The sequence below is a fragment of the Saccharopolyspora sp. ASAGF58 genome, assembly GCF_012277335.1.
GTDB classification, from domain to species: Bacteria; Actinomycetota; Actinomycetes; order Mycobacteriales; family Pseudonocardiaceae; genus Saccharopolyspora; species Saccharopolyspora hattusasensis.
In genome coordinates this window covers 1536776-1560000 of sequence record NZ_CP040605.1, presented here as the reverse complement: position 1 = coordinate 1560000, position 23225 = coordinate 1536776, and the positions used below count along the sequence as shown (strand labels likewise).

Annotated in this window: 26 protein-coding genes and 2 rRNA genes (1 of these 28 cut by a window edge); 14 read left to right on the top strand and 14 right to left on the bottom strand. The window is 68.5% G+C overall.

From position 1 onward, the window contains the following. Together FDZ84_RS07090 and rrf are read left to right on the top strand one after the other, a co-directional pair. Positions 1-1211 (top strand): 23S ribosomal RNA (locus FDZ84_RS07090) (it extends 1861 nt beyond the left edge of the window). 121 nt (positions 1212-1332) lie between these two features. Continuing rightward, positions 1333-1449 (top strand): 5S ribosomal RNA (gene rrf / locus FDZ84_RS07085). 122 nt (positions 1450-1571) lie between these two features. Here rrf and FDZ84_RS07080 read toward each other — a convergent pair. Beyond that, on the bottom strand, positions 1572-2351 hold the full coding sequence (locus tag FDZ84_RS07080) for an RNA methyltransferase (RefSeq protein WP_246868854.1): 780 nt from the start codon (positions 2349-2351) through the stop codon (positions 1572-1574). A gap of 68 nt (positions 2352-2419) precedes the next feature. Between FDZ84_RS07080 and FDZ84_RS07075 the strand changes: the two genes are divergently transcribed. Further along, entirely contained in the window at positions 2420-3853 is a 1434-nt protein-coding gene (locus FDZ84_RS07075; protein ID WP_168585243.1) for a wax ester/triacylglycerol synthase family O-acyltransferase, read from the top strand. Then, the gene (locus tag FDZ84_RS07070; protein WP_168585242.1) at positions 3850-4353 is read left to right on the top strand and encodes a hypothetical protein; all 504 of its coding nucleotides are present in this window, start codon (positions 3850-3852) and stop codon (positions 4351-4353) included. Before FDZ84_RS07075 ends, FDZ84_RS07070 begins: the two co-directional genes overlap by 4 nt. Positions 4354-4445: 92 nt before the next feature. Here FDZ84_RS07070 and FDZ84_RS07065 read toward each other — a convergent pair whose 3' ends face one another. The 5 genes from FDZ84_RS07065 to aroA all read right to left on the bottom strand — a co-directional run bounded on the left by FDZ84_RS07065 (position 4446) and on the right by aroA (position 9735). After that, entirely contained in the window at positions 4446-4619 is a 174-nt protein-coding gene (locus FDZ84_RS07065; RefSeq protein ID WP_168585241.1) for a hypothetical protein, read from the bottom strand. 202 nt (positions 4620-4821) lie between these two features. Then, a complete protein-coding gene (locus FDZ84_RS07060) occupies positions 4822-6252 on the bottom strand; it encodes an NF041680 family putative transposase (protein ID WP_210435628.1) in 1431 nt (476 codons plus the stop codon). 165 nt (positions 6253-6417) lie between these two features. Continuing rightward, the gene (locus tag FDZ84_RS07055) at positions 6418-7278 is read right to left on the bottom strand and encodes a hypothetical protein (protein ID WP_168585240.1); all 861 of its coding nucleotides are present in this window, start codon (positions 7276-7278) and stop codon (positions 6418-6420) included. A gap of 158 nt (positions 7279-7436) precedes the next feature. Next, the gene (rsgA, locus tag FDZ84_RS07050) at positions 7437-8447 is read right to left on the bottom strand and encodes a ribosome small subunit-dependent GTPase A (RefSeq protein ID WP_168585239.1); all 1011 of its coding nucleotides are present in this window, start codon (positions 8445-8447) and stop codon (positions 7437-7439) included. 19 nt (positions 8448-8466) lie between these two features. Continuing rightward, complete coding sequence (gene aroA, locus FDZ84_RS07045; protein WP_168585238.1) at positions 8467-9735, bottom strand: 3-phosphoshikimate 1-carboxyvinyltransferase; 1269 nt, start codon at positions 9733-9735, stop codon at positions 8467-8469. 207 nt (positions 9736-9942) lie between these two features. Between aroA and FDZ84_RS07040 the strand changes: the two genes are divergently transcribed. The 3 genes from FDZ84_RS07040 to FDZ84_RS07030 are packed head-to-tail and all read left to right on the top strand — an operon-like array spanning position 9943 to position 12070. Continuing rightward, entirely contained in the window at positions 9943-10707 is a 765-nt protein-coding gene (locus FDZ84_RS07040) for an SOS response-associated peptidase (protein ID WP_168585237.1), read from the top strand. Between the two features lie 38 nt (positions 10708-10745). Next, on the top strand, positions 10746-11462 hold the full coding sequence (locus FDZ84_RS07035) for an SOS response-associated peptidase (protein ID WP_168585236.1): 717 nt from the start codon (positions 10746-10748) through the stop codon (positions 11460-11462). Next, positions 11459-12070: an alpha/beta family hydrolase gene (locus FDZ84_RS07030; RefSeq protein WP_168585235.1), complete on the top strand. Its 612-nt coding sequence runs from the start codon at positions 11459-11461 to the stop codon at positions 12068-12070. The genes FDZ84_RS07035 and FDZ84_RS07030 overlap by 4 nt, the downstream gene beginning before the upstream one ends. A 179-nt stretch (positions 12071-12249) precedes the next feature. Here FDZ84_RS07030 and ybaK read toward each other — a convergent pair whose 3' ends face one another. Continuing rightward, positions 12250-12726: a Cys-tRNA(Pro) deacylase gene (ybaK, locus tag FDZ84_RS07025; RefSeq protein WP_168585234.1), complete on the bottom strand. Its 477-nt coding sequence runs from the start codon at positions 12724-12726 to the stop codon at positions 12250-12252. A gap of 299 nt (positions 12727-13025) precedes the next feature. Here ybaK and FDZ84_RS07020 point away from each other — a divergent pair, with 299 nt between their 5' ends. Together FDZ84_RS07020 and rsrA are read left to right on the top strand one after the other, a co-directional pair. Further along, positions 13026-13658 carry a sigma-70 family RNA polymerase sigma factor gene (locus tag FDZ84_RS07020; protein WP_168589860.1) on the top strand — a complete coding sequence of 211 codons (633 nt, stop codon included), beginning with the start codon at positions 13026-13028 and terminating at the stop codon, positions 13656-13658. Continuing rightward, the gene (gene rsrA, locus FDZ84_RS07015) at positions 13655-13987 is read left to right on the top strand and encodes a mycothiol system anti-sigma-R factor (RefSeq protein WP_168585233.1); all 333 of its coding nucleotides are present in this window, start codon (positions 13655-13657) and stop codon (positions 13985-13987) included. The genes FDZ84_RS07020 and rsrA overlap by 4 nt, the downstream gene beginning before the upstream one ends. A gap of 74 nt (positions 13988-14061) precedes the next feature. On the opposite strand, the gene FDZ84_RS40535 is transcribed toward rsrA, so the two are convergent. After that, positions 14062-14139 (bottom strand): 50S ribosomal protein bL37, encoded by a 78-nt coding sequence (locus FDZ84_RS40535; RefSeq protein WP_371812874.1) that lies wholly within the window; start codon positions 14137-14139, stop codon positions 14062-14064. 182 nt (positions 14140-14321) lie between these two features. Between FDZ84_RS40535 and FDZ84_RS07010 the strand changes: the two genes are divergently transcribed. Together FDZ84_RS07010 and FDZ84_RS07005 are read left to right on the top strand one after the other, a co-directional pair. Continuing rightward, on the top strand, positions 14322-14537 hold the full coding sequence (locus FDZ84_RS07010; RefSeq protein WP_168585232.1) for a biotin/lipoyl-binding carrier protein: 216 nt from the start codon (positions 14322-14324) through the stop codon (positions 14535-14537). A 30-nt stretch (positions 14538-14567) separates the two neighbouring features. After that, positions 14568-16061: a PAS domain-containing sensor histidine kinase gene (locus FDZ84_RS07005; protein ID WP_168585231.1), complete on the top strand. Its 1494-nt coding sequence runs from the start codon at positions 14568-14570 to the stop codon at positions 16059-16061. 285 nt (positions 16062-16346) lie between these two features. Here the strand turns inward: FDZ84_RS07005 and FDZ84_RS07000 are convergent, their stop codons facing one another. Together FDZ84_RS07000 and FDZ84_RS06995 are read right to left on the bottom strand one after the other, a co-directional pair. Continuing rightward, positions 16347-16601, bottom strand: a complete 255-nt coding sequence (locus FDZ84_RS07000) for a WhiB family transcriptional regulator (RefSeq protein ID WP_010304783.1) — start codon at positions 16599-16601, stop codon at positions 16347-16349. Positions 16602-16849: 248 nt separating this feature from the next. Continuing rightward, the gene (locus tag FDZ84_RS06995; protein WP_168585230.1) at positions 16850-17776 is read right to left on the bottom strand and encodes a diacylglycerol kinase family protein; all 927 of its coding nucleotides are present in this window, start codon (positions 17774-17776) and stop codon (positions 16850-16852) included. Positions 17777-18199: 423 nt separating this feature from the next. On the opposite strand from FDZ84_RS06995, the gene FDZ84_RS06990 reads away from it, so the two are divergent. Next, positions 18200-18637: a hypothetical protein gene (locus FDZ84_RS06990; protein WP_210435458.1), complete on the top strand. Its 438-nt coding sequence runs from the start codon at positions 18200-18202 to the stop codon at positions 18635-18637. Positions 18638-18646: 9 nt separating this feature from the next. On the opposite strand, the gene FDZ84_RS06985 is transcribed toward FDZ84_RS06990, so the two are convergent. From FDZ84_RS06985 to sodN, 3 genes are all read right to left on the bottom strand, one after another. Continuing rightward, positions 18647-19114, bottom strand: a complete 468-nt coding sequence (locus FDZ84_RS06985; RefSeq protein ID WP_168585229.1) for a GNAT family N-acetyltransferase — start codon at positions 19112-19114, stop codon at positions 18647-18649. Between the two features lie 74 nt (positions 19115-19188). Next, on the bottom strand, positions 19189-19785 hold the full coding sequence (locus tag FDZ84_RS06980) for an acid phosphatase (RefSeq protein ID WP_168585228.1): 597 nt from the start codon (positions 19783-19785) through the stop codon (positions 19189-19191). Positions 19786-20106: 321 nt separating this feature from the next. Next, the gene (sodN, locus tag FDZ84_RS06975) at positions 20107-20514 is read right to left on the bottom strand and encodes a superoxide dismutase, Ni (RefSeq protein ID WP_168585227.1); all 408 of its coding nucleotides are present in this window, start codon (positions 20512-20514) and stop codon (positions 20107-20109) included. A gap of 78 nt (positions 20515-20592) precedes the next feature. On the opposite strand from sodN, the gene FDZ84_RS06970 reads away from it, so the two are divergent. Further along, positions 20593-20907 carry a S24/S26 family peptidase gene (locus tag FDZ84_RS06970; RefSeq protein WP_168585226.1) on the top strand — a complete coding sequence of 105 codons (315 nt, stop codon included), beginning with the start codon at positions 20593-20595 and terminating at the stop codon, positions 20905-20907. A 4-nt stretch (positions 20908-20911) separates the two neighbouring features. Here FDZ84_RS06970 and FDZ84_RS06965 read toward each other — a convergent pair whose 3' ends face one another. Continuing rightward, a complete protein-coding gene (locus tag FDZ84_RS06965; protein WP_168585225.1) occupies positions 20912-21520 on the bottom strand; it encodes a dTDP-4-dehydrorhamnose 3,5-epimerase family protein in 609 nt (202 codons plus the stop codon). 437 nt (positions 21521-21957) lie between these two features. Here FDZ84_RS06965 and FDZ84_RS06960 point away from each other — a divergent pair, with 437 nt between their 5' ends. Beyond that, positions 21958-23157 carry an NADP-dependent malic enzyme gene (locus FDZ84_RS06960; RefSeq protein ID WP_168585224.1) on the top strand — a complete coding sequence of 400 codons (1200 nt, stop codon included), beginning with the start codon at positions 21958-21960 and terminating at the stop codon, positions 23155-23157. Positions 23158-23225 lie beyond the last annotated feature (68 nt).

The following is a 23225-nucleotide window of genomic DNA, read 5'->3' as shown; positions in this document are numbered from 1 at the left end:
AACTTTGGGAGAAGGGGGGCCACTGCTGGTGAACCGACGTGCTTGGGGAGCTGGTGGTGGTCGCAGAGGCCAGGGAGAAGCGACTGTTTACTAAAAACACAGGTCCATGCGAAGCCGTAAGGCGATGTATATGGACTGACGCCTGCCCGGTGCTGGAACGTTAAGAGGACCCGTGAACCCTTTGGGGTGTAGCGGAGAATTTAAGCGCCAGTAAACGGCGGTGGTAACTATAACCATCCTAAGGTAGCGAAATTCCTTGTCGGGTAAGTTCCGACCTGCACGAATGGCGTAACGACTTCTCCGCTGTCTCGACCACAGGCCCGGTGAAATTGCAGTACGAGTAAAGATGCTCGTTTCGCGCGGCAGGACGGAAAGACCCCGGGACCTTTACTATAGCTTGGTATTGGTGTTTGGTTCGGCTTGTGTAGGATAGGTGGGAGACTGTGAAGCATTCACGCTAGTGGGTGTGGAGTCGTTGGTGAAATACCACTCTGGTCGTTCCGGGCATCTAACTCGGGTCCGTGATCCGGATCGGGGACAGTGCCTGGTGGGTAGTTTAACTGGGGCGGTTGCCTCCTAAAGGGTAACGGAGGCGCCCAAAGGTTCCCTCAGCCTGGTTGGCAATCAGGTGTTGAGTGTAAGTGTATAAGGGAGCTTGACTGTGAGACTGACGGGTCGAGCAGGTGCGAAAGCAGGGACTAGTGATCCGGCACTGGCTGGTGGAAGCGGTGTCGCTCAACGGATAAAAGGTACCCCGGGGATAACAGGCTGATCTTGCCCAAGAGTCCATATCGACGGCATGGTTTGGCACCTCGATGTCGGCTCGTCGCATCCTGGGGCTGGAGTTGGTCCCAAGGGTTGGGCTGTTCGCCCATTAAAGCGGCACGCGAGCTGGGTTTAGAACGTCGTGAGACAGTTCGGTCCCTATCCGCCGCGCGCGTAGGAGACTTGCGGAAGGCTGTCCCTAGTACGAGAGGACCGGGACGGACGAACCTCTGGTGTGCCAGTCGTTCTGCCAAGGGCGTGGCTGGTTGGCTATGTTCGGGAGGGATAACCGCTGAAAGCATCTAAGCGGGAAGCCTGTTCCTAGATGAGGTCTCCCACCCGTTGTGGGTTAAGGCCCCCAAGAGATGATTGGGTTGACAGGCCAGATATGGAAGCACGGTAACGTGTGGAGTTGACTGGTGCTGATAGGCCGAGGACTTGCTCACAAAGATTGCTACGCACCCACTATACGGTTCTGGGGCAACAACCAGAACCTTTTGATAATTGAACATGTGTCATTCGTGTTCTGACGCCTGGTTTCCCGTCGTTTACGGCGGGGTGAGGGTTGTCGGTGGCGATGGCGGGGAGGGTCCGCCCGGTCCCATTCCGAACCCGGTAGCTAAGCTCCCCAGCGCTGATGGTACTGCACTCGACAGGGTGTGGGAGAGTAAGACACCGCCGACACACTATTTGAAGGGGCCCCTTCTTCCGGAACGGAAGAAGGGGCCCTTCTCATTTCTGCGTCCCATTGCGCGCCAATGCCGGTGGTAATGATCGGCGCGATGACGACCATTACCACCGGCGACTCATGAAGTCAGCTTGCGCCGGAGCAGTTCGAAGCACAGCACCGCCGCGGCGCTGGCGACGTTGAGCGATTCCACGCCTCCAGCCATCGGAATGGCCAGCGGCTGCGCGATGCGAGTCTGCACGTCCTCCGAAAGCCCGGCGGTCTCGCTGCCCAGCACGAACACCGCGCGCGACCCGAAGTCGGCGTCGAAGATGCTCTCCTCTGCGGACGCCTCCAGTGCGAACAGCGGATAACCCGCCTCGCTCAGCATTTCCGCTGCCTCACCGGCCGTCCTGGTACGCAGCACCGGGGCGTGGAACGCTACGCCGGCCGAAGCCTTGATAACCAGCGGATCGAGGCTGGCGACCCCGCGGTGCGGCACCACGATTCCGTCGATCCCGGCCGCGGTCGCGGTGCGCAGGATCATCCCGACATTCGCCGGTGTCGTCAGACCGTCGAGCAGCAGAATGGTTTGCGGCGCGTGCGCAGGCTCGGCGAGCGCATCCGAGAGCGGCCGCATCTTCCGTGCCACCACGTCGGCCACCACGCCTTGGTCGTGCCGACCGTTCCCGGCCAGCACCTTCACCCGATGCGCGCTCGCCCGCTGGATCTTCACCGCACGGTCGGCGGCGGCGTCCTTGATCTCCTCGATGATCGGCCCGCGCAGCCCCTCGGCGAGGATCACCTTGTCCACGCGCAGGTCGTGGTCCGCCAACGCCTCCAACACCGGCTTTCGGCCGTAGACGGTGACGAATCGATCTTTCGGGGAAACTTCGCTGGTCACGTTTTCAAGTGTCACATGCGCTCCCACGCCCGCCTCGACTGGAACCCTCGGGATCGGGCCGGTTGTGTGCCAGGATCGCGGTCATGTCCGATCGTCTCTCCGCAGTCGACGCCTCCTTCCTCTACCTGGAGGACTACACGACGCCGATGCACGTCGGCGGCGTCGCGGTGTTCCGGCGCCCGCGCACCGGGTTCGACTACGACAAGGTGCTGGCGCTGATCGACCGCCGCCTGGGCCTCGTGCCGCGCTACCGGCAGCGGGTGATGCAGGTTCCGGGCGGGCTCGTCCGCCCGGTGTGGGTGGACGACCAGGACTTCGACATCACCTACCACGTGCGTCGCTCGGCGCTGCCCAAGCCGGGCAACGACGACCAGCTGCACGACCTGGCGGCCCGGCTGATGTCCCGGAAGCTCGACCACACCCGCCCGCTGTGGGAGATCTACCTGGTGGAGGGTCTGTCCAAGAACCGGGTGGCGGTGATCACCAAGACCCACCAGGCGATGGTCGACGGTATCGGCGCGATCGACATCGGCCAGGTGATCCTGGACGTGGAATGCGACCGGGAGGTCCCGGACGCCGACGAGCTGTGGATGCCGCGCCCGGAGCCGAGCCTGGCCGAGCTGCTGGTCGAGGCGATGACCGATGCGGTGCAGCGGCCCGGTGAAGTGGTGGAGAACGTCCGGGCAGCGGTGGCCGACGCGACCGCGACGGTGCAGAAGGTCACGAGGGCGCTCGGCGGCGTCGCCTCGGCACTGCGGACGGCAGTGGTCCCGGCGCCGAGCGGGCCGCTGAACGCGCCGACTTCCACCCAGCGACGTTTCGCCGTCGCGAGGGCCAAACTCGACGATCTCCGTGCCGTCCGCCGGGCCCACGGCAGCACGGTCAACGACGTGGTGCTGGCGGTAGTGACCGGTGCCTTGCGGAACTGGCTGTTGTCCCGCGGTGAGGTGGTGACCCCGTCGATGACGGTGCGCGCGATGGTGCCGGTGTCGGTCCGCTCCGACGACGAGGCGCGGGCGACGTACCCGGAGACTGGCAGCCTGCCGGTCGGATCGGTCGGCGGCAAGGTGTCGGCTTATCTCGTGGATCTGCCGGTCGGTGAGGGCAACACCATCGTCCGGCTGCATCAGGTCAGTCATGCGATGAGGGCGCACGCGGAGTCCGGCCAGTCGGTGGCGGCCAGTGCGCTGGTGAAGGTGTCCGGGTTCGCGCCGCCGACCCTGCACGCGTTGGGTGCGCGGGTCGCGAACCAGTTCTCCGACCGGCTGTTCAACGTGCTGGTGACGAACGTTCCGGGACCGCAGGTGCCGTTGTACGCGGCGGGGGCGAGGATGATGGAGATGTTCCCGGTGGTGCCGTTGGCCAAGAACCAGTCGCTGTCGGTTGGCGTTACTTCCTACGACGGCGGCGTGTACTTCGGGTTGAACGCGGATCGGGATGCGATGCCCGATGTGGACGTGCTCGCGGCGATGATCGGAGAAGCAGTGGACGAGATGATCGGGACGGTCGACGCATGAGGGTTTACCTGCCCGCCACGGTGCCGATGTTGCGGCGGTTGGTGGAGGAGAAGCAGTTGCAGCCGTTGGGCGGGACAGCGTTCGCGTTGACACCGGCGCTGCGCGAGTCCTACGCCAGCGGCGACACGGAGGAGTTGGAGTACGCGGCGATGCGGGAGGCCGCTCGGGCGTCGCTGCGGTTGATCGCCGGTGATCTGGGCGCGGGCGAGAAGGTGGAGCTCCGGCGGGTGGTGATCTCCGTCGATGTCGAAGACGTGAATCTGCGACCGGACCTGGACCACGCTGTCGTGAAGGTGGCCGGGCCGGTGCAGTGGCGGCAGCTCGCGGCGGTGCACGTGGACGCCACGGAAGCCGAGGAGGCGGTGCGCGCCGCGGCTGAGGTCATCGACGCGGCTGATCTCGGCGACCCGGATGCGGAGTTCACCCTCGGCGAGGCCGAGGACCACGAGCTGGCCTGGTACGCGCCTCAGGAAGTGCCTTTCCTGCTGGAACTGATGTAGCCGATTCCACGCGGAAATCGGCGAAGCGTCGCGCTGCGACGTGGACCGGATGGTGCGGCCCGGGGCGGGGTGCCTCGGGCCGCACCGCGGTGTCACTGCTGCTTTTCCTGGGCCTGGTCCGCTGGCGGAACGTTGATCTGGACCGGCTTGCCCCAGTCGCTGTAGTGCACCGTCATGGTCGACTCGGGGATCTGCTGGCCGGCCACGTTGAGGGCGGGCGTGGTCGAGTTGGCCTTGATCGGCAGGCCCTCGGCGTCCAGCCACACGGTCTGCTTGATCTCGGAGACTCCGGCTCCGACCAGGGCCTCGTACGCCGCCTCGTCCTCGGCCTTGGCGCCGGCGACGGCCGCGTTGAGGTCGGTAACGATCTCGTAGCGGGTCGCGTCCTGGCCGTCGACCTGCTCCTTCGCGCTGGTGGTGATGCTGGAGCCGGGCGCGGCATTCGCCGACAGGCTCTAACCTTGTTGTTTAACCTTTGCGGTTTTGGTGCTGTTCGAGGGTGAGGTCGCGTTTGATGGTCTTGCCGACGTCGTGACGGGTGGCGCGGTGGGTGTTGCGGGAGCCGGTTGGGCGTCCGGGACCGGGTCGGGAGGGTTTCGGTGCGGCTGCCGGGGAACCGGTCTTCGCGTGGAGGTTGCGAAACCCCCGCCGGACGCGGGCGGGCGTCAGCCGACGGGCCTCGGTGACCGGTCTTTCCCAGGGCCGTCGAAGGTCTTCAGCGATGGGGCGGGCGAGGCGTAGTTGCGTGTGGGCGACCACGATGAGCCAGGTCCAGCGATCGGCCGAGCCGGGTGCCCGCAGTTTCGGGCGGGTCCACCCGAGGGTCTGCTTGAGCAGTCGGAAGGTGTGCTCGAGGTCGAATCGGCGGAGGAATGCCTGCCAGAGCAGATCAACCAACTCGGCGCTGGCGCCGGTGACCGAGGACCACAGCCACACCGGTTTGGGGTCCCGGTCTCCGGGCAGGTGGTCGACCTGTAAGCGGATCAGGGTGCCCTCGACGAGGGGTAGCTCGCCCTCATGGTCCAGCCAGGCACCGCGGTGGGTCAGGCGGGGGTGCAGCCGGTCCCAGGCCCGTGCCTGGGCGTGTCCATAGCGGGTGGTGTCGGTGCCGGTGGTGTGGTCGGGGGCATGCCAGCTGTTCTCCTCGGCGAGGGTGAACACGCCGCCGTGCTTGCGTGGCCGCCCGACGGTACCCGGCGGTCGGGGCGGTGCGGGCCGCAGCAGGACGCGGTCGGAGCGGATTCTGCCCACCAGCTCCACGGGCAGATCGGCGAGGACGAAGGCCAACCGGGTCACGTCGTAGCCGGCGTCGGTCACGATCAGGATGCGCGGATCGCCGGGCCGCCAGTGTCCGGCGTCCATGATCCGGCCCACGACCTCACGTAGCTGAGCGGCGGTGACCGCGGTGGCATCGTCGGCGGGCCCCAGCCGCACCGCATCCAGGATCGCCGTCCACGAGGTACGCCCCGTCTCCAGCGCGGCGACAAAGGAGTAGGGCCAGCCCGGGATGAGCTGCGAGGCGCTACGGGAGCGGCCATAGACATGGCAGAACAGCCGCTCGGGGCTGCACGCGGCGTCCGGGCGCAGCCAGGGCGAGACGTCCACGGCCAGGGTGATCCGCCCGTCAGCGGCACGCGGTAATGGCAGCCTGGCCAAGGTGGTGCGTAACCGGTCGACCTCGACGCGGCCGTGGTTGATCGCGTCGTAGCCGGCGCCATGCCCGCGCCGGTGCTCCGCGGCCAGGGACAGCTCGGCCAGGCTGGTGACCGGTCCATCGCTGCATAACACCGCGTCGGTCAGCTCGAACAACGCATCCGCCCGCCCGGTCAGACACTCGTAGAACCGTTGGCGGAACCCGGACAGCTCCCCGAGCGCATCAGCTTGGCCGGTGTCGTGCACACTCATCATCGAAGCCCTTGGTTGTGATCTTCCATCTGTCGCAAGAGGAATGATCAACCAAGGGCTTCATCTATGATCAACCGGGGCCCCACCACGGTGCTACCTGGTTAAACAACAAGCTAACATTCCGCGTTGCCCTTTTAGGGCGCTTTGCCAGAAGCCCGGTCAGCGCGGCGGTTGTTGGGCCTGCCGCGGCAGGTCCTCGAAGACGCCGACCTGTCCGGCCGGCGGGACCGGAATTTCGGTGGCCGCGCCCCAGTCGCGGTAGGTCGAAGTCAGCGACACCTTGCCGGCCTGCGCGACTTCGTGGCTGGCCGCGAACCGCGCGGGCAGGCCGGATTCGTCCAGCCACAGCTGGTATCCGAGTTCCGGTTCCCCGTCTTCGGCGGCCTGCCGGAACTGGGCGCGCTGTTGCGGGTCGGCGGCCACGTCGGCGGCCTGCGATGTGATGACCCGCAGGTCGTAGCGGGTGGTCGGCTTGCCGTCGACGGTGTCGGGCGCGCTCTGCTGGATGCGGGTGGCGGTTTCGACGCCACTGAAGGTGGCGCGCGGGTCGACGGCTTCGTGCAACTGGTGCAGTGCGGGACTAAGGAGTTTTGCGCCGAAATCTGCGCCGCCGGGGGTGATCTTGAGCCACGGCTTGTCGGGTGCGGGCCGCGTCAATGGGGTCTGCAGGTACCCGACACCGTCCACGATGGACAGCTCGATGTGCTGCGGTTTGTCCCCGGGGGCGCGGGTCTGGCCGCTGAACGCGAGATCGGCCAGCGGCCCCCGGTAGCGGACGGCGCCTTCCGCGGCCAGTTCGCCCACCATGCCGAGGCTTCCGCGAACGGTGCTGCGCACGCTGCCGCGTGCGTTGATCTTGCCGATCACCTGCGACAACATGGCGCCCGCGGCTGGGCGAGCGTCGGGTTGGGTGGCCATCAGCGCCCTGGCCTGCGGGAGTGGCTCGGTGCCGCAGGCGCTGAGTGCGGCGATCAGGGCGAGACCAGCGGACAACACCGCGGTCCTGCTGGCTCGTGGCATCGGGCGAGCTCCTCGGGCCGGTGGCGGCACTGTGCTCGTGCGGTTGTCCGCACGCCATATTGGCTGTGCGGGCGTGAGAATGACCCGCGCAGACCGAGCCCCACGCTAGCAACGATGTCGTGAGACCACAGGGGACGATCGCGACTCGTTCGGGGGGATCAGGCTTCGTCGAGTCCGGCACGGGAGCGCAGCAGGCGGCGCAGTGAGGCGAGCTGTTCGACGTTCCCGCCGTCGGACGCGTAGGTGTCCAGGTGGCACTCCGGATCGTCGGAACCGCCGAGGTGACCGCAGTTCGGCGGACATTCCTCGGCGGCTTCGGAGAAGCCCTCAAACGCGGCGATCACGTCGTCCGCGGTGACGTGCGCCAAGCCGAACGAGCGGATGCCCGGAGTGTCCACCACCCACCCGCCCCGCTCGGGTAGCGGCAGCGCGACCGCCGAGGTGGAGGTGTGCCGGCCCTTGCCGACCCCGCTGACCTCGCCGGTCGCCCGGTCCGCGGCCGGCACCAGCCGGTTGACCAATGTGGACTTGCCGACCCCGGAGTGGCCGACCAGCGCGGAGACCCGGTCGGTGAGCAGGGCGCGCAGCTCCTCGGGTTCGGCGTCCAGCCGGGTGATCGTGATCGGCATGTCCAGCGAGGAGTACGTGTCGATCCACTCGCCGGGGTCGGCGAGGTCGGCCTTGGTCAGGCACAGCACCGGGGTCAGCCCGCCCGCGTAGGCGGCGACCAGGCAGCGGTCGATGAAGCCGGGGCGCGGCGGCGGGTCGGCCAGCGCGGTCACGATGACCAGCTGTTCGGCGTTGGCGACCACGACCCGTTCGTAGGGGTCGGTGTCGTCGGCGGTGCGGCGCAGCACGCTGGTGCGGTCTGCGACCCGCACGATGCGGGCCAGCGTGTCGGGCTTGCCGGAGATGTCGCCGACCAGGTCGACCCGGTCCCCGACCACCACCGGCGTGCGGCCGAGTTCGCGGGCCCGCATGGCGGTGACCAGTTGGTCGGGGTCACCTTCCAACGCGCAGGTCCACCGCCCGCGGTCGACCGCGACGATCATCGCGGCCGCGGCGTCGGCGTGCTTGGGGCGTTGCTTGCTGCGCGGACGGCTGCCGCGGCGTCCGGGACGCACCCGCACATCGGACTCGTCCAGATCCCGCCAACCGCGCTTGCGCATCAGATCGCCGCCCCCGCGCTCACGCCGTTTCCCCGAGCATCGTCGCCCACATCCCCGGGAAGTCGGGGATCGTCTTGGCGGTCGTCGCGATGTCCTCGACGGCCACTCCGGGCACCCTCAGCCCGAGGATCGCGCCAGCCGTGGCCATCCGGTGGTCGGCGTAGGAGTGCCAGTTCCCGCCGGTCAGCGGCCGGGGCTCGATCAGCAGCCCGTCCTCGGTCTGCTCGACCGCGCCGCCCAGCTTGTTGAGCTCGTTCTGCAGCGCGGCGAGCCGGTCGGTCTCGTGGCCGCGCAGGTGCGCGATGCCGCGCAGTTGCGAGCGGCCGGGGGCTAGCGCCGCCAGCGCCGCGACCGTCGGGGCGAGCTCGCCGACGTCGTGCAGGTCGATGTCGATCGGGGTGAGTTCGTCGGGGCCGGTGACGGTCAGACCGGCCTCGGTCCGCTGCACGTGCGCGCCGATCTGGCGGAGGATTTCGCGGATGGCGTCGCCGGCCTGCGTGGTCTGCGCCGGCCAACCGGGCACGGTCACGGTGCCGCCCGTTACCGCTGCGGCGGCGAGGAATGGGGTGGCGTTGGAGAGGTCGGGTTCGATGTCGACGTCCAGCGCGTGGATCTTGCCCGGTGCCACCCGCCAGGTGTTCGGTTCCTGGTCGTCGACGTCGGCACCGGCGGCGCGCAGCATCGACACCGTCATCTCGATGTGCGGCAGCGACGGCACCGGCTTGCCTTGGTGCAGCACCGTGACGCCTTGCTCGAACCGCGGCGCGGACAGCAGCAGGCCGGAGACGAACTGCGACGACGCGGACGCATCGATGGTGACCGTGCCACCGGCGAGCTTCCCGGTGCCGTGCACGTCGAACGGCAGGGCGGTGCCGTCGATCTCGGCCCCCAGCTCGCGCAGCGCGTCGAGCACCGTGCCCAGCGGGCGCTGGCGGGCCTGCGGATCACCGTCGAAGGTGATCCGTCCGACTGCCAGGGCAGCGACCGGCGGCACGAACCGCATGACCGTGCCGGCCAGGCCGCAGTCGACTTCGGCCGGCCCGTGCGGCTCGGCCGGGGTGACCTGCCACGAGCCGTCCGGTCCGTCGTGCACCTCGACCCCGAGGGAACGCAGCGCCCCGGCCATCAGCTCGGTGTCCCTGCTGCGCAGCGGGGCGCGCAGGGTCGACGGGCCCTCGGCGAGCGCGGCGAGCACCAGCGCGCGGTTGGTGATGGACTTCGAACCGGGCACCGGGACGGTCGCGTGCACCGCGCCGCGGGCGACCGGGGCAGGCCAGAGCTGGGTCATAGGGCAATGATCCCCCACCCGGCTCCCCGTTTTCAGCGGCGGGGGCCACCCGGTGGTGCGTCTGCGCAGGTCGGTTCGCGTGGCGGCGCGAGTTGCGCCAGTGGTGGGCGTCGTGGTTCGGGTAGCGATGTCGCTCGCCTGCGGCGATCCGGGCTGCAAGGATGAGGTCGAGCGTTCCGCTACGAGGCGACGGAGGTTCGACCAGGCATGTGCGGCAGGTACGCCTCCACGAAGGATCCGGGCAAGCTCGCGGCCGAGTTCGCGGCGTTGGACGCCACCGGCGGGGCAGCCCCGGGCGCGGACTTCAACGTCGCGCCGACCAAGAACGTGTTCAGCGTCGTGCGGCGGCACCCCCGCGACGATGCCGGTGATCGGGACCTCGAACGGACCGAACGCACCATCCGGGTGATGCGGTGGGGTTTGGTGCCGATGTGGGCGAAGGAGAAGTCCATCGGCAGCCGGATGATCAACGCCAAGTCGGAGACGGTGACCACCAAACCCGCCTTCCGCAGCTCGATCAAGCGCTACCGGTGCCTGCTGCCCGCCGACGGCTGGTACGAGTGGAAGCGCGAGGGCGGCCGGAAGCAACCGTTTTTCATGACCTCCCCGGACGGTTCCAGCCTGGCGATGGCCGGGATCTACGCGTCCTGGCGCGACCCTCAGGCCGAGGACGCGCCGCCGCTGGTGACCTGCTCGGTGCTCACCACCAGCGCGATCGGGCAGCTGACCGACGTGCACGACCGGATGCCCCTGCTGCTGCCTGCGACGGCTTGGGAGCAGTGGCTCGACCCGGACCTCCCGGACGTCACCGATCTGCTCGGCCCGCCGCCGCGGGAACTGGTCGACGGACTGGAGATCCGACCGGTGTCGACCGCGGTCAACAGCGTACGCAACAACGGCGCGAAGCTCCTGGAGCGCGTGTCGCTCGGCGAGCAACCGCAGGCGGTAGGTTTGGATCGGGACGTGAAGTGAGCCGGCTCGGGCGCCGGGCGAACGCGGGGTGAGTTCTGATGTGTGGTCGGTACGCCGTCGGGCACGACCCGGCGGAGCTGGCCGAGGAGTTCGCGGCGGTGGATCGCGCGGCCGGTGCGGTGGGCGCGGATTTCAACGTGACACCGACCAAGACGGTGCCGATCGTCGTGCAGCGCGGTGCCGAACGCAGCATCCGGCCGGTGCGCTGGGGCCTGGTGCCGACCTGGGCGAAGGAGATCGGCAGCGGCCCGCCCATGATCAACGCCCGGGCCGAGTCGATCACGACCAAGCCGGCCTTCGCGGACTCGGCGCGACGCCGCCGCTGCCTGATGCCCGCCACCGGCTGGTACGAGTGGCGTCCCGGTGACCGGCGTCGGCAGCCGTACCTGTGCACCCGCGGGAGCGGCGCCAGCCTGGCGATGGCCGCGGTGTTCTCCGCCTGGTGGGCGCCGGACTCCACCGATCAGCCGTTGGTGACCTGTGCGGTCGTCACCACCGATGCCGTTGGCGAGCTGGCCGACATCCACCACCGCATGCCGCTGGTGCTGCCCGAGCACCGCTGGGCCGACTGGCTCGACCCGCGGCGCACCGAGATCGCGGACCTGCTGGAACCCGAGCGGGAGGTGCTCGACGAACTGGCGATCCACCCCGTCTCCACCGAGGTGAACAGCATGCGCAACAACCATCCGGACCTGCTGGAACGGGTCGAGCCGCTGCCCGAACCCGCCGAACAAGCCGCGCTGTTCGAGTCATGACCAGGGTCGAGGTCGAGACGCCGCACGGCCCGGCCCGGGCCGAACTGCACTGCGCCGAAGAGGGCCGCGCCGCGCTGCTGCTCGGGCATGGTGCGGGCGCTGGCATCGCCGCCCCCGACCTGGTGGCGGTGACCCGGGCCGCGACCGAAGCCGGGGTGCACGTGGCGCTGATCGAGCAGCCCTACCGGGTCGCGGGCCGCCGGGCACCCGCCCCGGCCAAGCAACTCGACACGGCGTGGCTCGCGGTGGTGGAAGACCTCGGCGAGCGCTGGTTCGCGGATCTGCCGCTGATCTTCGGCGGGAGGTCGTCCGGGGCGCGGGTGGCTTGCCGAACCGCGGAGGCGGGCGCGGCATCGGCGGTGCTGTGCCTGGCGTTCCCGGTGCATCCGCCGGGCAAGCCGGAGAAGTCGAGGCTCGGTGAGCTCGAGGGGGTGGAAGCTCCGGTGCTGGTGGTGCAGGGTGAGCGGGACGCCTTCGGCCAGCCGGAACCGTCGCACAACCGCGAAGTGGTGCTGGTTCCCGGCGACCACTCGCTGAAGGCCGATGTGGACGCGGTCTTCCGCGCGGCCCAGGAGTGGCTCGGACGAGTCCTCCGCCTCCTCGACTGAGTGCTAGGCTCCGGCTTCGGCCGCAATTTCAATGGAAATCGAAGGTCGAATTTCCATTGAAATTGCGGAAGTTGTCCACAGGCGTCGGCGTGTCGTGGTGCGACACGCCGATCATCCGCAATTTCCATTGAAATCGAAGGTCCAATTTCCATTGAAATTGCGGAAAATTTGGTGTCGGGTCAGCTGGCGATGTCGGCGATGCGGGCGTCGAGCAGCCGGACCAGGTCGTCGGCGGCCAGCTCGATCTCCAAGCCTCGCCGCCCGGCGCTGCAGTAGATCATTTCGAACCCCGTCGCCGACCTGTCGATCACCACCGGCAGCCGCTTCTTCTGGCCGAGCGGTGAGATCCCGCCCGCGACGTAGCCGGTGGCGCGTTCGGCGTCGGCGACCTCGGCCATCTTCGCCTTCTTCCCGCCGACGGCAGCGGCGAGCGCCTTCAGGTCGAGCTGCCCGGTGACCGGGACCACGCCGACGGTGAGCTTGCCATCGACCTCCGCCACCAGCGTCTTGAAGATCCGCTCCGGCGGCTGGCCGAGGGCCTCGGCCGCCTCCAGCCCGAACGACTCGGCGCGTGGATCGTGCTCGTACGCGTGCACCCGGTGAGAGATGCGTCGCTTGCTCAACAGCGCTGTAGCCGGAGTGCCCTTGCCTGCCATGCGCGTCACTCTAGAAGGCTGGAATAACCCTTGACGCAGACCGCGTTGCACGGTTCGTGACGATGGATTCGACGAACACCTGCGTGCTGGATCGCCCCGAGTGCGCACTGCTGCCACCACCAGATAACAGCAGGCGAGCGCGGGTATCCTGGAACACGGACCATGCGAAAGATCGCATGGGTTCGTCGCCTGCAGTCACCTCGTCCAGGCGGCGGGAAAGGAGCCAGGTGCCAAGCACTCCAGAGCACCCGGACGTAACCCGGCGGCCCGGCGATGACGGGCGGCTCAGCACTGCCGACATCGAGCCGACGGTTAACTCCTCCGAGGTCGACCGCAGCGAGGAGACCGACGAGCAGCGCGCGGCCCGCTTCGAACGGGACGCGATGCCGCTGCTGGACCAGCTCTACGGCGCGGCACTTCGGATGACCCGCAACGCGCAGGACGCCGAGGACCTGGTCCAGGAGACGTACCTCAGGGCCTTCTCCGCCTTCAAATCGTTCGCGCAGGGCACGAACCTCAAGGCCTGGCTGTACCGGATCCTCACGAACACCTACATCAACGGTTACCGCAAGCGGCAGCGGCAGCCGCAGCAGCAACCGACCGACGAAATCGCGGACTGGCAGCTCGCCCAGGCCGAGAACCACACCTCCAGCGGCCTGCGCTCGGCCGAGGTCGAAGCGCTGGACCGGCTGCCGGACACCGACGTGAAGGCCGCCCTCCAACAGTTGGCCGAAGAGTTCCGCATGGTCGTCTACCTCGCGGATGTGGAAGGCTTCGCGTACAAGGAGATCGCCGAGATCATGGGCACACCGATCGGCACGGTGATGTCGAGGCTGCACCGTGGTCGCCGGCAACTGCGTGAGATGCTCACCGACGTCGCCCGTGATCGCGGCTTCTTGCGGGAGACCAAGCGGGAGGTGAGCACTAAATGAATTGCGGCGGGCCCGACGGAGCCTCCTGCGAGGACGTGCTCGCTGAAGTGTGGCTGTTCCTGGACAACGAGTGCGACCAGCAACGGCGCGCGGCGGTGCAACAGCATCTCGACGGCTGCGGTAGCTGCCTCGAACACTTCGGCATCGAAGAGCACATCAAGGCGTTGCTGCATCGCAAGTGCGGCGGTGAGCACGCCCCCACGGAGCTGAAGGACCGGCTTCGGGCCTCCATTCGGGAGGCAGTGCTGCGGAAGGCGGAGGTGACCGTCGAGCGCGGCCCGGAAGGCACCTCGGTGGAGGTGCGGGCCAAGCGAACATCGGCGGAATGACCGCAAGACGACGAATGGCCCCGGACCGCCCGGTCCGGGGCCATTCTCGCGTTCGGCGGCTGGCGCCGCCGAATTCACGAGCCGTTGGGGCGCTTGCCGTGGTTGGCCTTGTTCTTGCGCCGGTCCTTCTTCTTGCGGGCCCGCTTACCCATGGCCTCTCCCTAAAGTTCGCCTGTCCGACCAGTCCGACCGGGGATGGGCGTTCGCGACCACCCGGTTTCCGCTGGGGTTTCGAGCATCCAGTTTGACATGGCCACCACCTGCCGCTGGCGGGTGGTTCCGGTCATGGTTTCCTAATCAGGGGCCCACCGGCTCCACGACGAGGAGGAACGCGATGGCCGAGGAGATCCGCGCCGAGATGGTCGCCAACGTGATGGCGGTGTCGGTCAGCGAGGGCGACTCGGTCGGCGACGGCGACTCGCTGGTGCTGCTGGAGTCCATGAAGATGGAGATCCCGGTGCTCAGCGAGGTCGCGGGCACGGTCAGCACGATGGCGGTTAAGCCCGGCGACGTGGTCCAGGAAGGCGATCTCATCGCGGTCGTGGAGTGACGCGGCCGCGCCGACGAAGAGAGGCGGATCTTGTCCACGCTGAGTGATCTGCTCGCCGAGCACACCGGACTGTCCGGCACCGCCGCCGACCACCTGCAGCTCGTGGTCGCCGAATGGCAGTTGCTGTCCGACCTGTCCTTCGCGGACTTCCTGCTCTGGGTCCCGATCGGCCCGCAGGAAGCGCCGGAAAGCCGGTTCCTGTGCGTTGCGCAGGCGCGGCCGACCACGGCGCCCACGGCCCACCCGGAAGACGTCGTCGGCACCGAGGTCACCCAGGAAGAGCACCCGCAGCTGCGGCGCGCCGCCCTGGAGGGCCGGATCTGCCGCGAGGAGGATCCGCGCTGGCACCTGGGCGTGCCGGTGCGCCGGGAGACGATCCCGGTGAAGCTGGGTGACGAGATCGTCGCGGTGCTCAGCCGGGACACCAACCTGGCCGTGCCGCGAGTGCCGTCGCCGCTGGAGATCTCCTACCTGGGCAGCGCGGCCGACCTGTGCCAGATGGTCGCGGACGGGACCTTCCCGACCCCGGAGCCGGCGCCCGATGTGCACACCAGCCCGCGGGTCGGCGACGGCCTCATCCGCCTGGACAGCTCCGGCACGGTGGTGTTCGCCAGCCCCAACGCGCTTTCCGCGTACCACCGGATGGGCCACGCCGCGGATCTGGTGGGCGCGCAGCTCGCCCCGCTGACCCGGTCGCTGCTCAACGATCCGTTCGACGCGGACGAGGTCGCGCAGCGCGTCCGCCGGGCGATGAGCGGACAGCCCAGCATGCGCATCGAGGCCGAGGCGCGGGGCGCGACGGTGCTGTTCCGGGCGCTGCCGCTGCGGCCCCGCGGGCAGCAGGCCGGCGCTTTGGTGCTGGTGCGCGACGTGACCGAGGTCAAGCGCCGGGACCGTGCGCTGATGTCCAAGGACGCGACGATCCGTGAGATCCACCACCGCGTCAAGAACAACCTGCAGACGGTGGCGGCTCTGCTGCGACTGCAGGGCCGGCGGACCGTGAACAATGAGGCTCGGCTTGCTTTAGACGAGTCGGTCCGGCGGGTCACGTCGATCGCGCTGGTCCACGAGACGCTGTCGATGTCCGTGGACGAGCGGGTGGATCTCGACGACGTGGTCGACCGCGTGATCCCGATGATGAGCGATGTCGCCGCGGCGGAGACCGGGGTCAAGGTGCGCCGTGAGGGTCGCTTCGGGGTGGTGTCGGCGGAGCTGGCCACGCCGTTGGTGATGGTGCTCACCGAATTGGTGCAGAACGCTTTCGAGCACGCATTCCCGGAAGGCCAGGGCGGTGAAGTCGTTGTGCAGGCGGAGCGTTCGGCGCGTTGGCTGGACGTCGTCATCTTCGATGACGGTCGCGGCCTTCCGAAGGGTTTCTCCCTCGAACGCGCCGAACGTCTCGGCCTGCAGATCGTGCGGACCCTCGTGGAATCCGAGCTCCGAGGGTCGTTGAGCTTGCGCGGTCGCGGCCGGCAACCCGGTACCGAGGCGGTGTTGCGGGTGCCTCTGAAGTACCGGCGCTGACGCCGTCCCGTGGGTGGGAGTGCCGCGCTGGTGCGTCGATCTCCGGTGACATGCCGGTCGGGTGGCGTGTCGTAGCCGATCGGGTCGGGTTCCTGGCGGAACTCAGCTCATCGAACGGAGAGCTTTGCGGTTCCTGCCGGGGCCGACATCGACGCGGATCGGCTGGGTATCTCGTCGGGGTTTGCATTGTCGGGTGCGATGGCCGTTTGTTCGACCGGGGCGAAAACGTGTGGTCGGCCACCGGGGGTGTGACCGACCCGGCACGTTTTCAGCGAGCTTCGCGACTCAGGCGTTGGTGCGGGCCCGGGTGCGAGCGTTGCGCCGCTTGAGCGCGCGCCGCTCGTCTTCGCTCATACCGCCCCATACGCCGGCGTCCTGCCCGCTCTCCAGTGCCCAAGCCAGGCACTCGGAGGCGACCGGACAACGGCGGCAAACGGCCTTCGCCTCGGCGATCTGCAGCACAGCAGGACCACTGTTCCCAACGGGGAAGAACAGCTCCGGGTCCTCGTCGCGGCAAACCGCACGGTGGCGCCAGTCCATCGTTCCTTGCTCCTCGCTAGGCGCGCCCACGCGCGCCGCTCGTTTCGTTCGGGGTGTTTGTGAATGCTTTCACGGAGTCCGTGTGCTTGTGAATACTTTCACGAACTGCCGCGATGTCAAGAGTTCGATCTCGTGTGGTGAGGGAACTCACCTGAAAGATCGACAGGGCTTGACCAGGGGTTTCGGTGTGTCATCGATCGCAGATGGGGGTCGCGAGTCGACAACTATGTCCATCCGTTACGAGAAGGTTATACGGCGACGCGGAGAGCATCTGGGACGGAGAAAAACTCGATCGCCGAACGCTCACCTAGGCAGTCACCGTCGACCTGCAGGCGCAACGGCTCCGTACAGGTTACGCGGAGATGGCCTACGTCCGCACGCTGAATTGAGTTTCTCGGGTGTGGTTTCCCTCTATCGCGTAGCATCTCCGCTACATGTTGTAACACAGGGTAAGCATTCATGTTGTGCAATGCGAAAACCCCGAGGCCGGTATCGAAGCTGGTGTCGGGGCTCATGCGCACGGGACGTGACCCGAGATACGTCCACGGATCGGCGTTCGAAATGAACACGCTGTGTAGTTGATGAATCGGTTCTTCGTGACCGATTTGCAAGCTGATCAACGGGGCCCGGCGCGCCATGCGGAAGTAGCAGCTCAACGCGGTGCGCGCGTACAGGGCGGGGGTCACGTTCTGGCCGCGGGAGCGTTGCCGCTCGACCTCGGCGACGACCTCGGCGTCCCAACCGACGCCGGCGTTGAAGGTGAACCACCGGTCGTCGGCCTTGCCAAGCCCGACCATCCGCCCGCTGCCGTCCGCCACCGCGCGCAGCAGCCGGTGGGTGGCCTCGACCGGGTCCTTGGGCAGACCGAGCGCGCGAGCGAACACGTTCGCGGAACCGCCGGGCACCACGCCCAACGTCGGCATCACCCGATCGCCGGGGTCGGCGGCCGAGAACATGCCGTTGACCACCTCGTTCACCGTGCCGTCGCCGCCGTGCGCGATCACCAGGTCGACGCCGTCCTCGACGGCCGCTCGCGCGGTGTCGGAGGCGTGGCCCCAGTACTGCGTTTCGACGACGTCCAGCTTCAGCTCGCTGGCCAGCGCGTGGGCGATGACGTCCCGGCCAGCCGCAGTGGTGGATGTCGCCTGCGGGTTGACGACGAGTACGGCGCGCACAACCGAAGCCTAGGCGAGGCCCGTGCGGGCCGACGCACCGTCCGGTGCTCCGCGTCGCAACTGCGGTTCAGATCTCCCGGTGATCCCCCTTCCGCAGCGGGCCGCACACGGACCGGCCGGCGTGCCGGGCTGCGGTGGGGCCGGCCGGCTGAGACACCAGGAACGGGTGCGCCGCGCCGTTGAGACTGCCACCAAGATCCGGCGGAACCCGGATGCGCAACCCCGGAGCGCATCCGACCGTTTTCCGCCGGTACCTGCCCGGCCGACGGCGGATCGCGAGGACACCCCGATATCCCCGACCGCCGCTCTAGCCATGAGTCGATCATTGCGCGTGACAGTGGTCGCAGCCATGCGGCGTTCGGGCGGTATTACCATCGGAGGCGCATACGCAGAGTCACCGATTTTGATCCGGGAAAGGCGACCGTGACCGTGCCGACCGAAGTCGTCCCGCGCACCATCCGCATCGCGGGTGTCCTGACCACCCTGCAAGGGGTGGCCGGGCTGATCTTCGTCGTGGCGCTGCTCGTCCGCAGCACCGCGCCCGACCTCGGGGGAGTGGGGCAGTTCGAGCGCGGCCAGATGTACGGCGAGGCCGGGTACTACACGCTGCTGGCGGGAGGTGTGCTGGCCGCGGGCATTGGCCTGTGGAAGGGCAAGCACTGGGCGCGCACGCCCGCCCTGCTGATGCAGCTGCTGCTGTTGGGCACCGCCTGGTACGCGTTCGGGCCGTCCTCGCAACCGGTGATCGCATTGGTGATCGCGGTGCCGGCGGTCGCGGTGCTGTGGTTCCTGTTCAACCGGGAGGGGCGGGCCTGGTCCTTCTCGTCGAGCACCGCCCCCGACGCCGATCGCGACGAATGAGCGGGCGCGTCAGGCGCTGAAGTTGCGCAGCGCGTCGCCGGTGAGGCGGTACGCGGTCCACTCGTCCATCGGGATCGCGCCCGCCGCCTTGTAGAAGTTGATCGAAGGCTCGTTCCAGTTCAGCACGGACCACTCCAGCCGCGCGTAGCCGCGCTGGACGCACTCCTGCGCCAGGGTCTGCAGCAGCGCCTTGCCGAGGCCGGAGCCGCGTTGCTCGGGGCGGACGTAGAGGTCCTCCAGGTAGATGCCGTGCACGCCTTCCCAGGTGGAGAAGTTCAGGAACCACAGGGAAAGGCCCGCGACCGCACCGTCCACTTCGGCCACGTGGCCGAACAGCGCCGGCGCCGGGCCGAACAGCGCGTCCCGCAGCTGCTGCTCGGTCAGGTGGCACAGCTCCGGCGCCTTCTCGTAGAGCGCGAGTTCGTGCACCAGCTCGACCATGGCGGGTACGTCGGCTCGGGTCGCCCGGCGAATCATCGATACCTCCACATGAGTTGCGTCGCCCCAGGATATTCGGGGGCGCGCACCAGCCGGCGCAACGGATTACCCGGTCAGCCCTGTTGCCAGGGCGGGATGTTCGACCGCTCCACCTGCGGGACGCCGCGCTCGTGGCCAAGCACCGTGATCCCGGCGGGATCCAGCGCGAAGCGCACCCCTGAAGTGGCCGACAGCCCCAGCCAGCGCGCGATCAGGCAGCGGCTGAAGTGGCCGTGCCCCACCAGGACCACGTCGGAACCGGTGTCCGCGATGCGGGTCAGCAGCTTGTCGGCGCGCGCGGTGACGTCCGCCGCCGTTTCCCCGCCCGGGCAGGGGTGCGTCCACACCGTCCAGTCCGGCACCTGCTCGCGGATCTGCTGGGCGGTCAGTCCTTCGTAGTCGCCGTAGTCCCACTCGGCGAGCAGCGGTTCGGTGCCCACATCGGCCAGCCCGGCCAGCGTCGCCGTGCGCTGGGCGCGCTGCCGGGGGCTCGCGAGCACTACGACCGGCCCGGCCGGGCGCAACGCGGAGAGCGTCTGCCCGGCCTGCCGCGCCCGCAGCTCGCCCTCGACCGTCAGCGGGATGTCGGAACGACTGGTGTGCTGACCGGTCTGGGACCACTCGGTCGTGCCGTGCCGGAGGACGTAAACGCGATGCTCATCCTGTGCCACGGCTCCGAGCGTAACCGCGCTGCGCGGGGCCTACCGTTCCAGCGCCGTGGCCACCAGCGCGGGACCTGCCTTCTCGGGTGAGCCGGCGTCGAACGGCGGATCTGGCCGTCGTCGAGCCGAACCGCGGCCGCCACGGCCTGCCTGCAAAGCGTTCCGCCAACGGCGCTCCACCAGTTTGATGGCCGCGTCCACCAATCGTTGATCGAGTCCAATCCGGGCAGTCTGCCCGGGCCGAAGACCGGGCCGGAAGGCGCACGACGAAAAGGACGCCGACCCGCGGAGTCGTCCCCGCTGGTCGGCGTCCTCCCGGAACTGCGGCGCTCAGCCCTGCTTGGTCTCCCAGAAGATCTTGTCGATCTCGGCGATGTAGTCGAGCAGCTGCTGACCGGTTTTGGCCTGCATGGAACCCTTGGTCCCGGCCGCGCCCGCGGCCTTGGTGGCCTTGTTGATCAGCTCGTGCAGCTGCGGGTACTTCTCGAAGTGCGGCGGCTTGAAGTAGTCGGTCCACAGCACCCACAGGTGGTGCTTGACCAACTCGGAGCGCTGCTCGGCGATCAGAATCGCGCGAGTGCGGAACTCCGGGTCCTCATTGGCCGCGTACTTTTCCTGGATCGCCTTGATGGACTCAGCTTCGATCCGCGCCTGCGCCGGGTCGTACACGCCGCACGGCAGGTCGCAGTGCGCGGTCGCCTCTAGGCGAGGGCTGAGGATTCGCGACAGGAGTCGCATGATTCCTCCCTGACAGTAAGTGCTCCGACAGGCCCGACCCTACTCTTGAAGATCCTCGACGTCCTACTGGAGGTGGCTGTGAAATCCCTCGGGCGCTGGCCCTGGCGGCGGTTGCTGGTGCGCGGGCCGTCAATGGTTCCCACCCTGCGGGATCGCGACGTGGTGCTGCTGCGGCTTCGGGGTTCCGCCCGGCCGGGAAACGTCGTGCTGGTGCGTTGGGCCCGGCGCCCGGGGCAGTTGTCGGTGAAGCGCGCGCTGCGCCGCGAAGGCGATGGCTGGCATGTCGAGGGTGACAACAACTTCGGCTCGACGGACTCGCGGGAGCTCGGGCCAGCCGAGGTGCTCGGCGTCATCGGGTGGCGCCTCTGGCCGAAGCCGGGCCGCTTGCGGTGACAGTTCAGCCGGCGCTGCGCAGGCTTTCGTAGTGGGCGAGGCATGTTTCGTAGTCCGGAAGCAGGCCCTTGCCGGCGGCTTCTGCCAGGCTCGGGGCGGCCCGGTCCTTTTCGGACAGGATCGGTTCGCCTTCGAGGTTGGACCACGGCAGCGCGAGTTCCGGGTCGAACGGGTCGATGCCATGCTCGGCGCCCGGGTTGTAGGGCGTCGAGCAGAGGTAGGTCATCACGGTGTCGTCGGTCAGCGCGGCGAACGCGTGCCCGAGTCCTTCGGCCAGGTAGACGGCGCGGTACGCGGTGTCGTCGAGCCGGACCGCTTCCCAGCGGCCGAAGGTCGGGGAACCGACCCGGATGTCGATGACCACGTCGAGTAGCGCGCCCTGCGGGCAGTACACGTACTTCGCTTGGCCCGGCGGCACGTCCGAGAAGTGCACGCCGCGGATGACGTTGCGCGCCGAGACGCTGTGATTGGCCTGCGCGACTCGCAGCGGGTGCCCCGTGGCGTCGACGAACGCCGCCTCCTGGAACGGGGCCACGAACAGGCCCCGGTGGTCGGGGAAGGCCTTCGGGGTGAACTCGTATGCACCCGTGATCTCAAGTCGGCGTACCTGCACGGCCGAAAGCCTATGAGGTTGGCTGGAATGCGGTTCGCTGGGGCGGAGTTGATATGGGTCATGCGAGCCATTGGCCTCCGGTTTCAAAACGGACGTACGTACTGCGAAATGGGGCACCGAAACCGGACGCACGTACTGCCGCAATTCCGATCCAAATAGGACGTGCGTACTGCCAAGCTGGTTTGACAAATTGTTGAACCTGCTGGTGAGGTTGTGTGATCCCGGTCGCTGACAGTGATCTCGCGGCCTGGCACACTGTTCGAACCGCAGCGTCCGCCGAGCCGCTGTCCGACCAGGGCGGCCGGTCTCGGCCATTTCAAGACGTTCGCCTGTCCGGCACGCAAGGGCAGGCGACGTCGCACGGGTGGCGAAGTGCCACCCGGTCCGCCCGGCCTGGAATGCGTCCGGGCCGCAGGCATGGCTACAGGAGGGACGCCGTGACCACCGTGAACGACAGCACCGCGAGCGGAGTCGGTGCCGAATTGACCAACGAGGAGATCTTCGCGGCGCACGAGGGCGGCAAGCTCGCCGTCGGAGTGACCGCGCCGCTGGATTCCGCGCGGGATCTGTCGATCGCTTACACCCCGGGCGTGGCGCAGGTCAGCCGCGCAATCGCCAGCGACCCGGCGCTGGCCGACCGCTACACCTGGACGCAACGGCTGGTGGCCGTGGTCAGCGACGGCACCGCGGTGCTCGGCCTGGGCGACATCGGGCCGCGGGCCTCGCTGCCGGTGATGGAGGGCAAGTCGGCGCTGTTCAAGACCTTCGCCGGCCTCGACTCGATCCCGCTGGTGCTGGACACCACCGACGTCGACGAGATCGTGGAAACCCTGGTCCGGCTGCGCCCGTCGTTCGGCGCGGTCAACCTGGAGGACATCTCCGCGCCGCGCTGCTTCGAGCTGGAGCGCCGGGTCGCCGAGGCGCTGGACTGCCCGGTCATGCACGACGACCAGCACGGCACCGCAGTGGTCGTGCTGGCCGCGCTGCGCAACGCCGCCAAGGTCGTCGACCGAGAGCTGGAATCGCTGCGAGTGGTGATCTCCGGCGCGGGCGCGGCCGGTGTGGCCTGCGCGAAGATCCTGCACACCGCCGGTGTCGAGGACATCATCGTGCTCGACTCGCGCGGGGTGGTCCACTCCGCGCGGGACGGTCTGACGCCGGTCAAGCAGGAACTGGCCGAGTTCACCAACCCGCGCGGCATCACCGGCGGGCCCGCGGAGGCGCTGCGCGGCGCCGACGTGGTGATCGGGGTCTCGGTCGGGCAGCTCCCGGAGGAGCTCGTGGCGACGATGTCCGACGACGCCATCGTGTTCGCGCTCTCCAACCCGGACCCGGAGATCCACCCGGACGTCGCCCGGCGGCACGCCAAGGTGGTCGCCACCGGCCGCAGCGACTTCCCGAACCAGATCAACAACGTGCTGGCGTTCCCCGGGATTTTCAAGGGAGCACTGGACGTCGGGGCGCGCGAGATCACCGACGGCATGAAGGTCGCGGCGGCCGAGGCGATCGCGGCGGTCGCCGCCGACGACCTCAGCGCGGACCACATCGTGCCCAGCCCGCTGGACCCGCGGGTGGCGCCGGAGGTCAGCGCGGCGGTCGCGAAGGCGGCGCGGGCCGACGGCGTCGCAACCGCGTGAGCCGTCGAGGCTGTCGTTCCGGGGCCGGACAGCGGTAGGTTCGGCTTGCAGTGGCGGGGCCGGGGGAG

Bases quoted from the DNA above. Each gene is read 5' to 3' on its own strand.
- FDZ84_RS07075 (WP_168585243.1), top strand. From the start codon at position 2,420: ATGTCCGATCGTCTCTCCGCAGTCGACGCCTCCTTCCTCTACCTGGAG.
- FDZ84_RS07070 (WP_168585242.1), top strand. From the start codon at position 3,850: ATGAGGGTTTACCTGCCCGCCACGGTGCCGATGTTGCGGCGGTTGGTG.
- FDZ84_RS07055 (WP_168585240.1), bottom strand. From the start codon at position 7,278: ATGCCACGAGCCAGCAGGACCGCGGTGTTGTCCGCTGGTCTCGCCCTG.
- rsgA (WP_168585239.1), bottom strand. From the start codon at position 8,447: ATGCGCAAGCGCGGTTGGCGGGATCTGGACGAGTCCGATGTGCGGGTG.
- aroA (WP_168585238.1), bottom strand. From the start codon at position 9,735: ATGACCCAGCTCTGGCCTGCCCCGGTCGCCCGCGGCGCGGTGCACGCG.
- FDZ84_RS07040 (WP_168585237.1), top strand. From the start codon at position 9,943: ATGTGCGGCAGGTACGCCTCCACGAAGGATCCGGGCAAGCTCGCGGCC.
- FDZ84_RS07035 (WP_168585236.1), top strand. From the start codon at position 10,746: ATGTGTGGTCGGTACGCCGTCGGGCACGACCCGGCGGAGCTGGCCGAG.
- FDZ84_RS07030 (WP_168585235.1), top strand. From the start codon at position 11,459: ATGACCAGGGTCGAGGTCGAGACGCCGCACGGCCCGGCCCGGGCCGAA.
- ybaK (WP_168585234.1), bottom strand. From the start codon at position 12,726: ATGGCAGGCAAGGGCACTCCGGCTACAGCGCTGTTGAGCAAGCGACGC.
- rsrA (WP_168585233.1), top strand. From the start codon at position 13,655: ATGAATTGCGGCGGGCCCGACGGAGCCTCCTGCGAGGACGTGCTCGCT.
- FDZ84_RS40535 (WP_371812874.1), bottom strand. From the start codon at position 14,139: ATGGGTAAGCGGGCCCGCAAGAAGAAGGACCGGCGCAAGAACAAGGCC.
- FDZ84_RS07010 (WP_168585232.1), top strand. From the start codon at position 14,322: ATGGCCGAGGAGATCCGCGCCGAGATGGTCGCCAACGTGATGGCGGTG.
- FDZ84_RS07000 (WP_010304783.1), bottom strand. From the start codon at position 16,601: ATGGACTGGCGCCACCGTGCGGTTTGCCGCGACGAGGACCCGGAGCTG.
- FDZ84_RS06985 (WP_168585229.1), bottom strand. From the start codon at position 19,114: ATGATTCGCCGGGCGACCCGAGCCGACGTACCCGCCATGGTCGAGCTG.
- sodN (WP_168585227.1), bottom strand. From the start codon at position 20,514: ATGCGACTCCTGTCGCGAATCCTCAGCCCTCGCCTAGAGGCGACCGCG.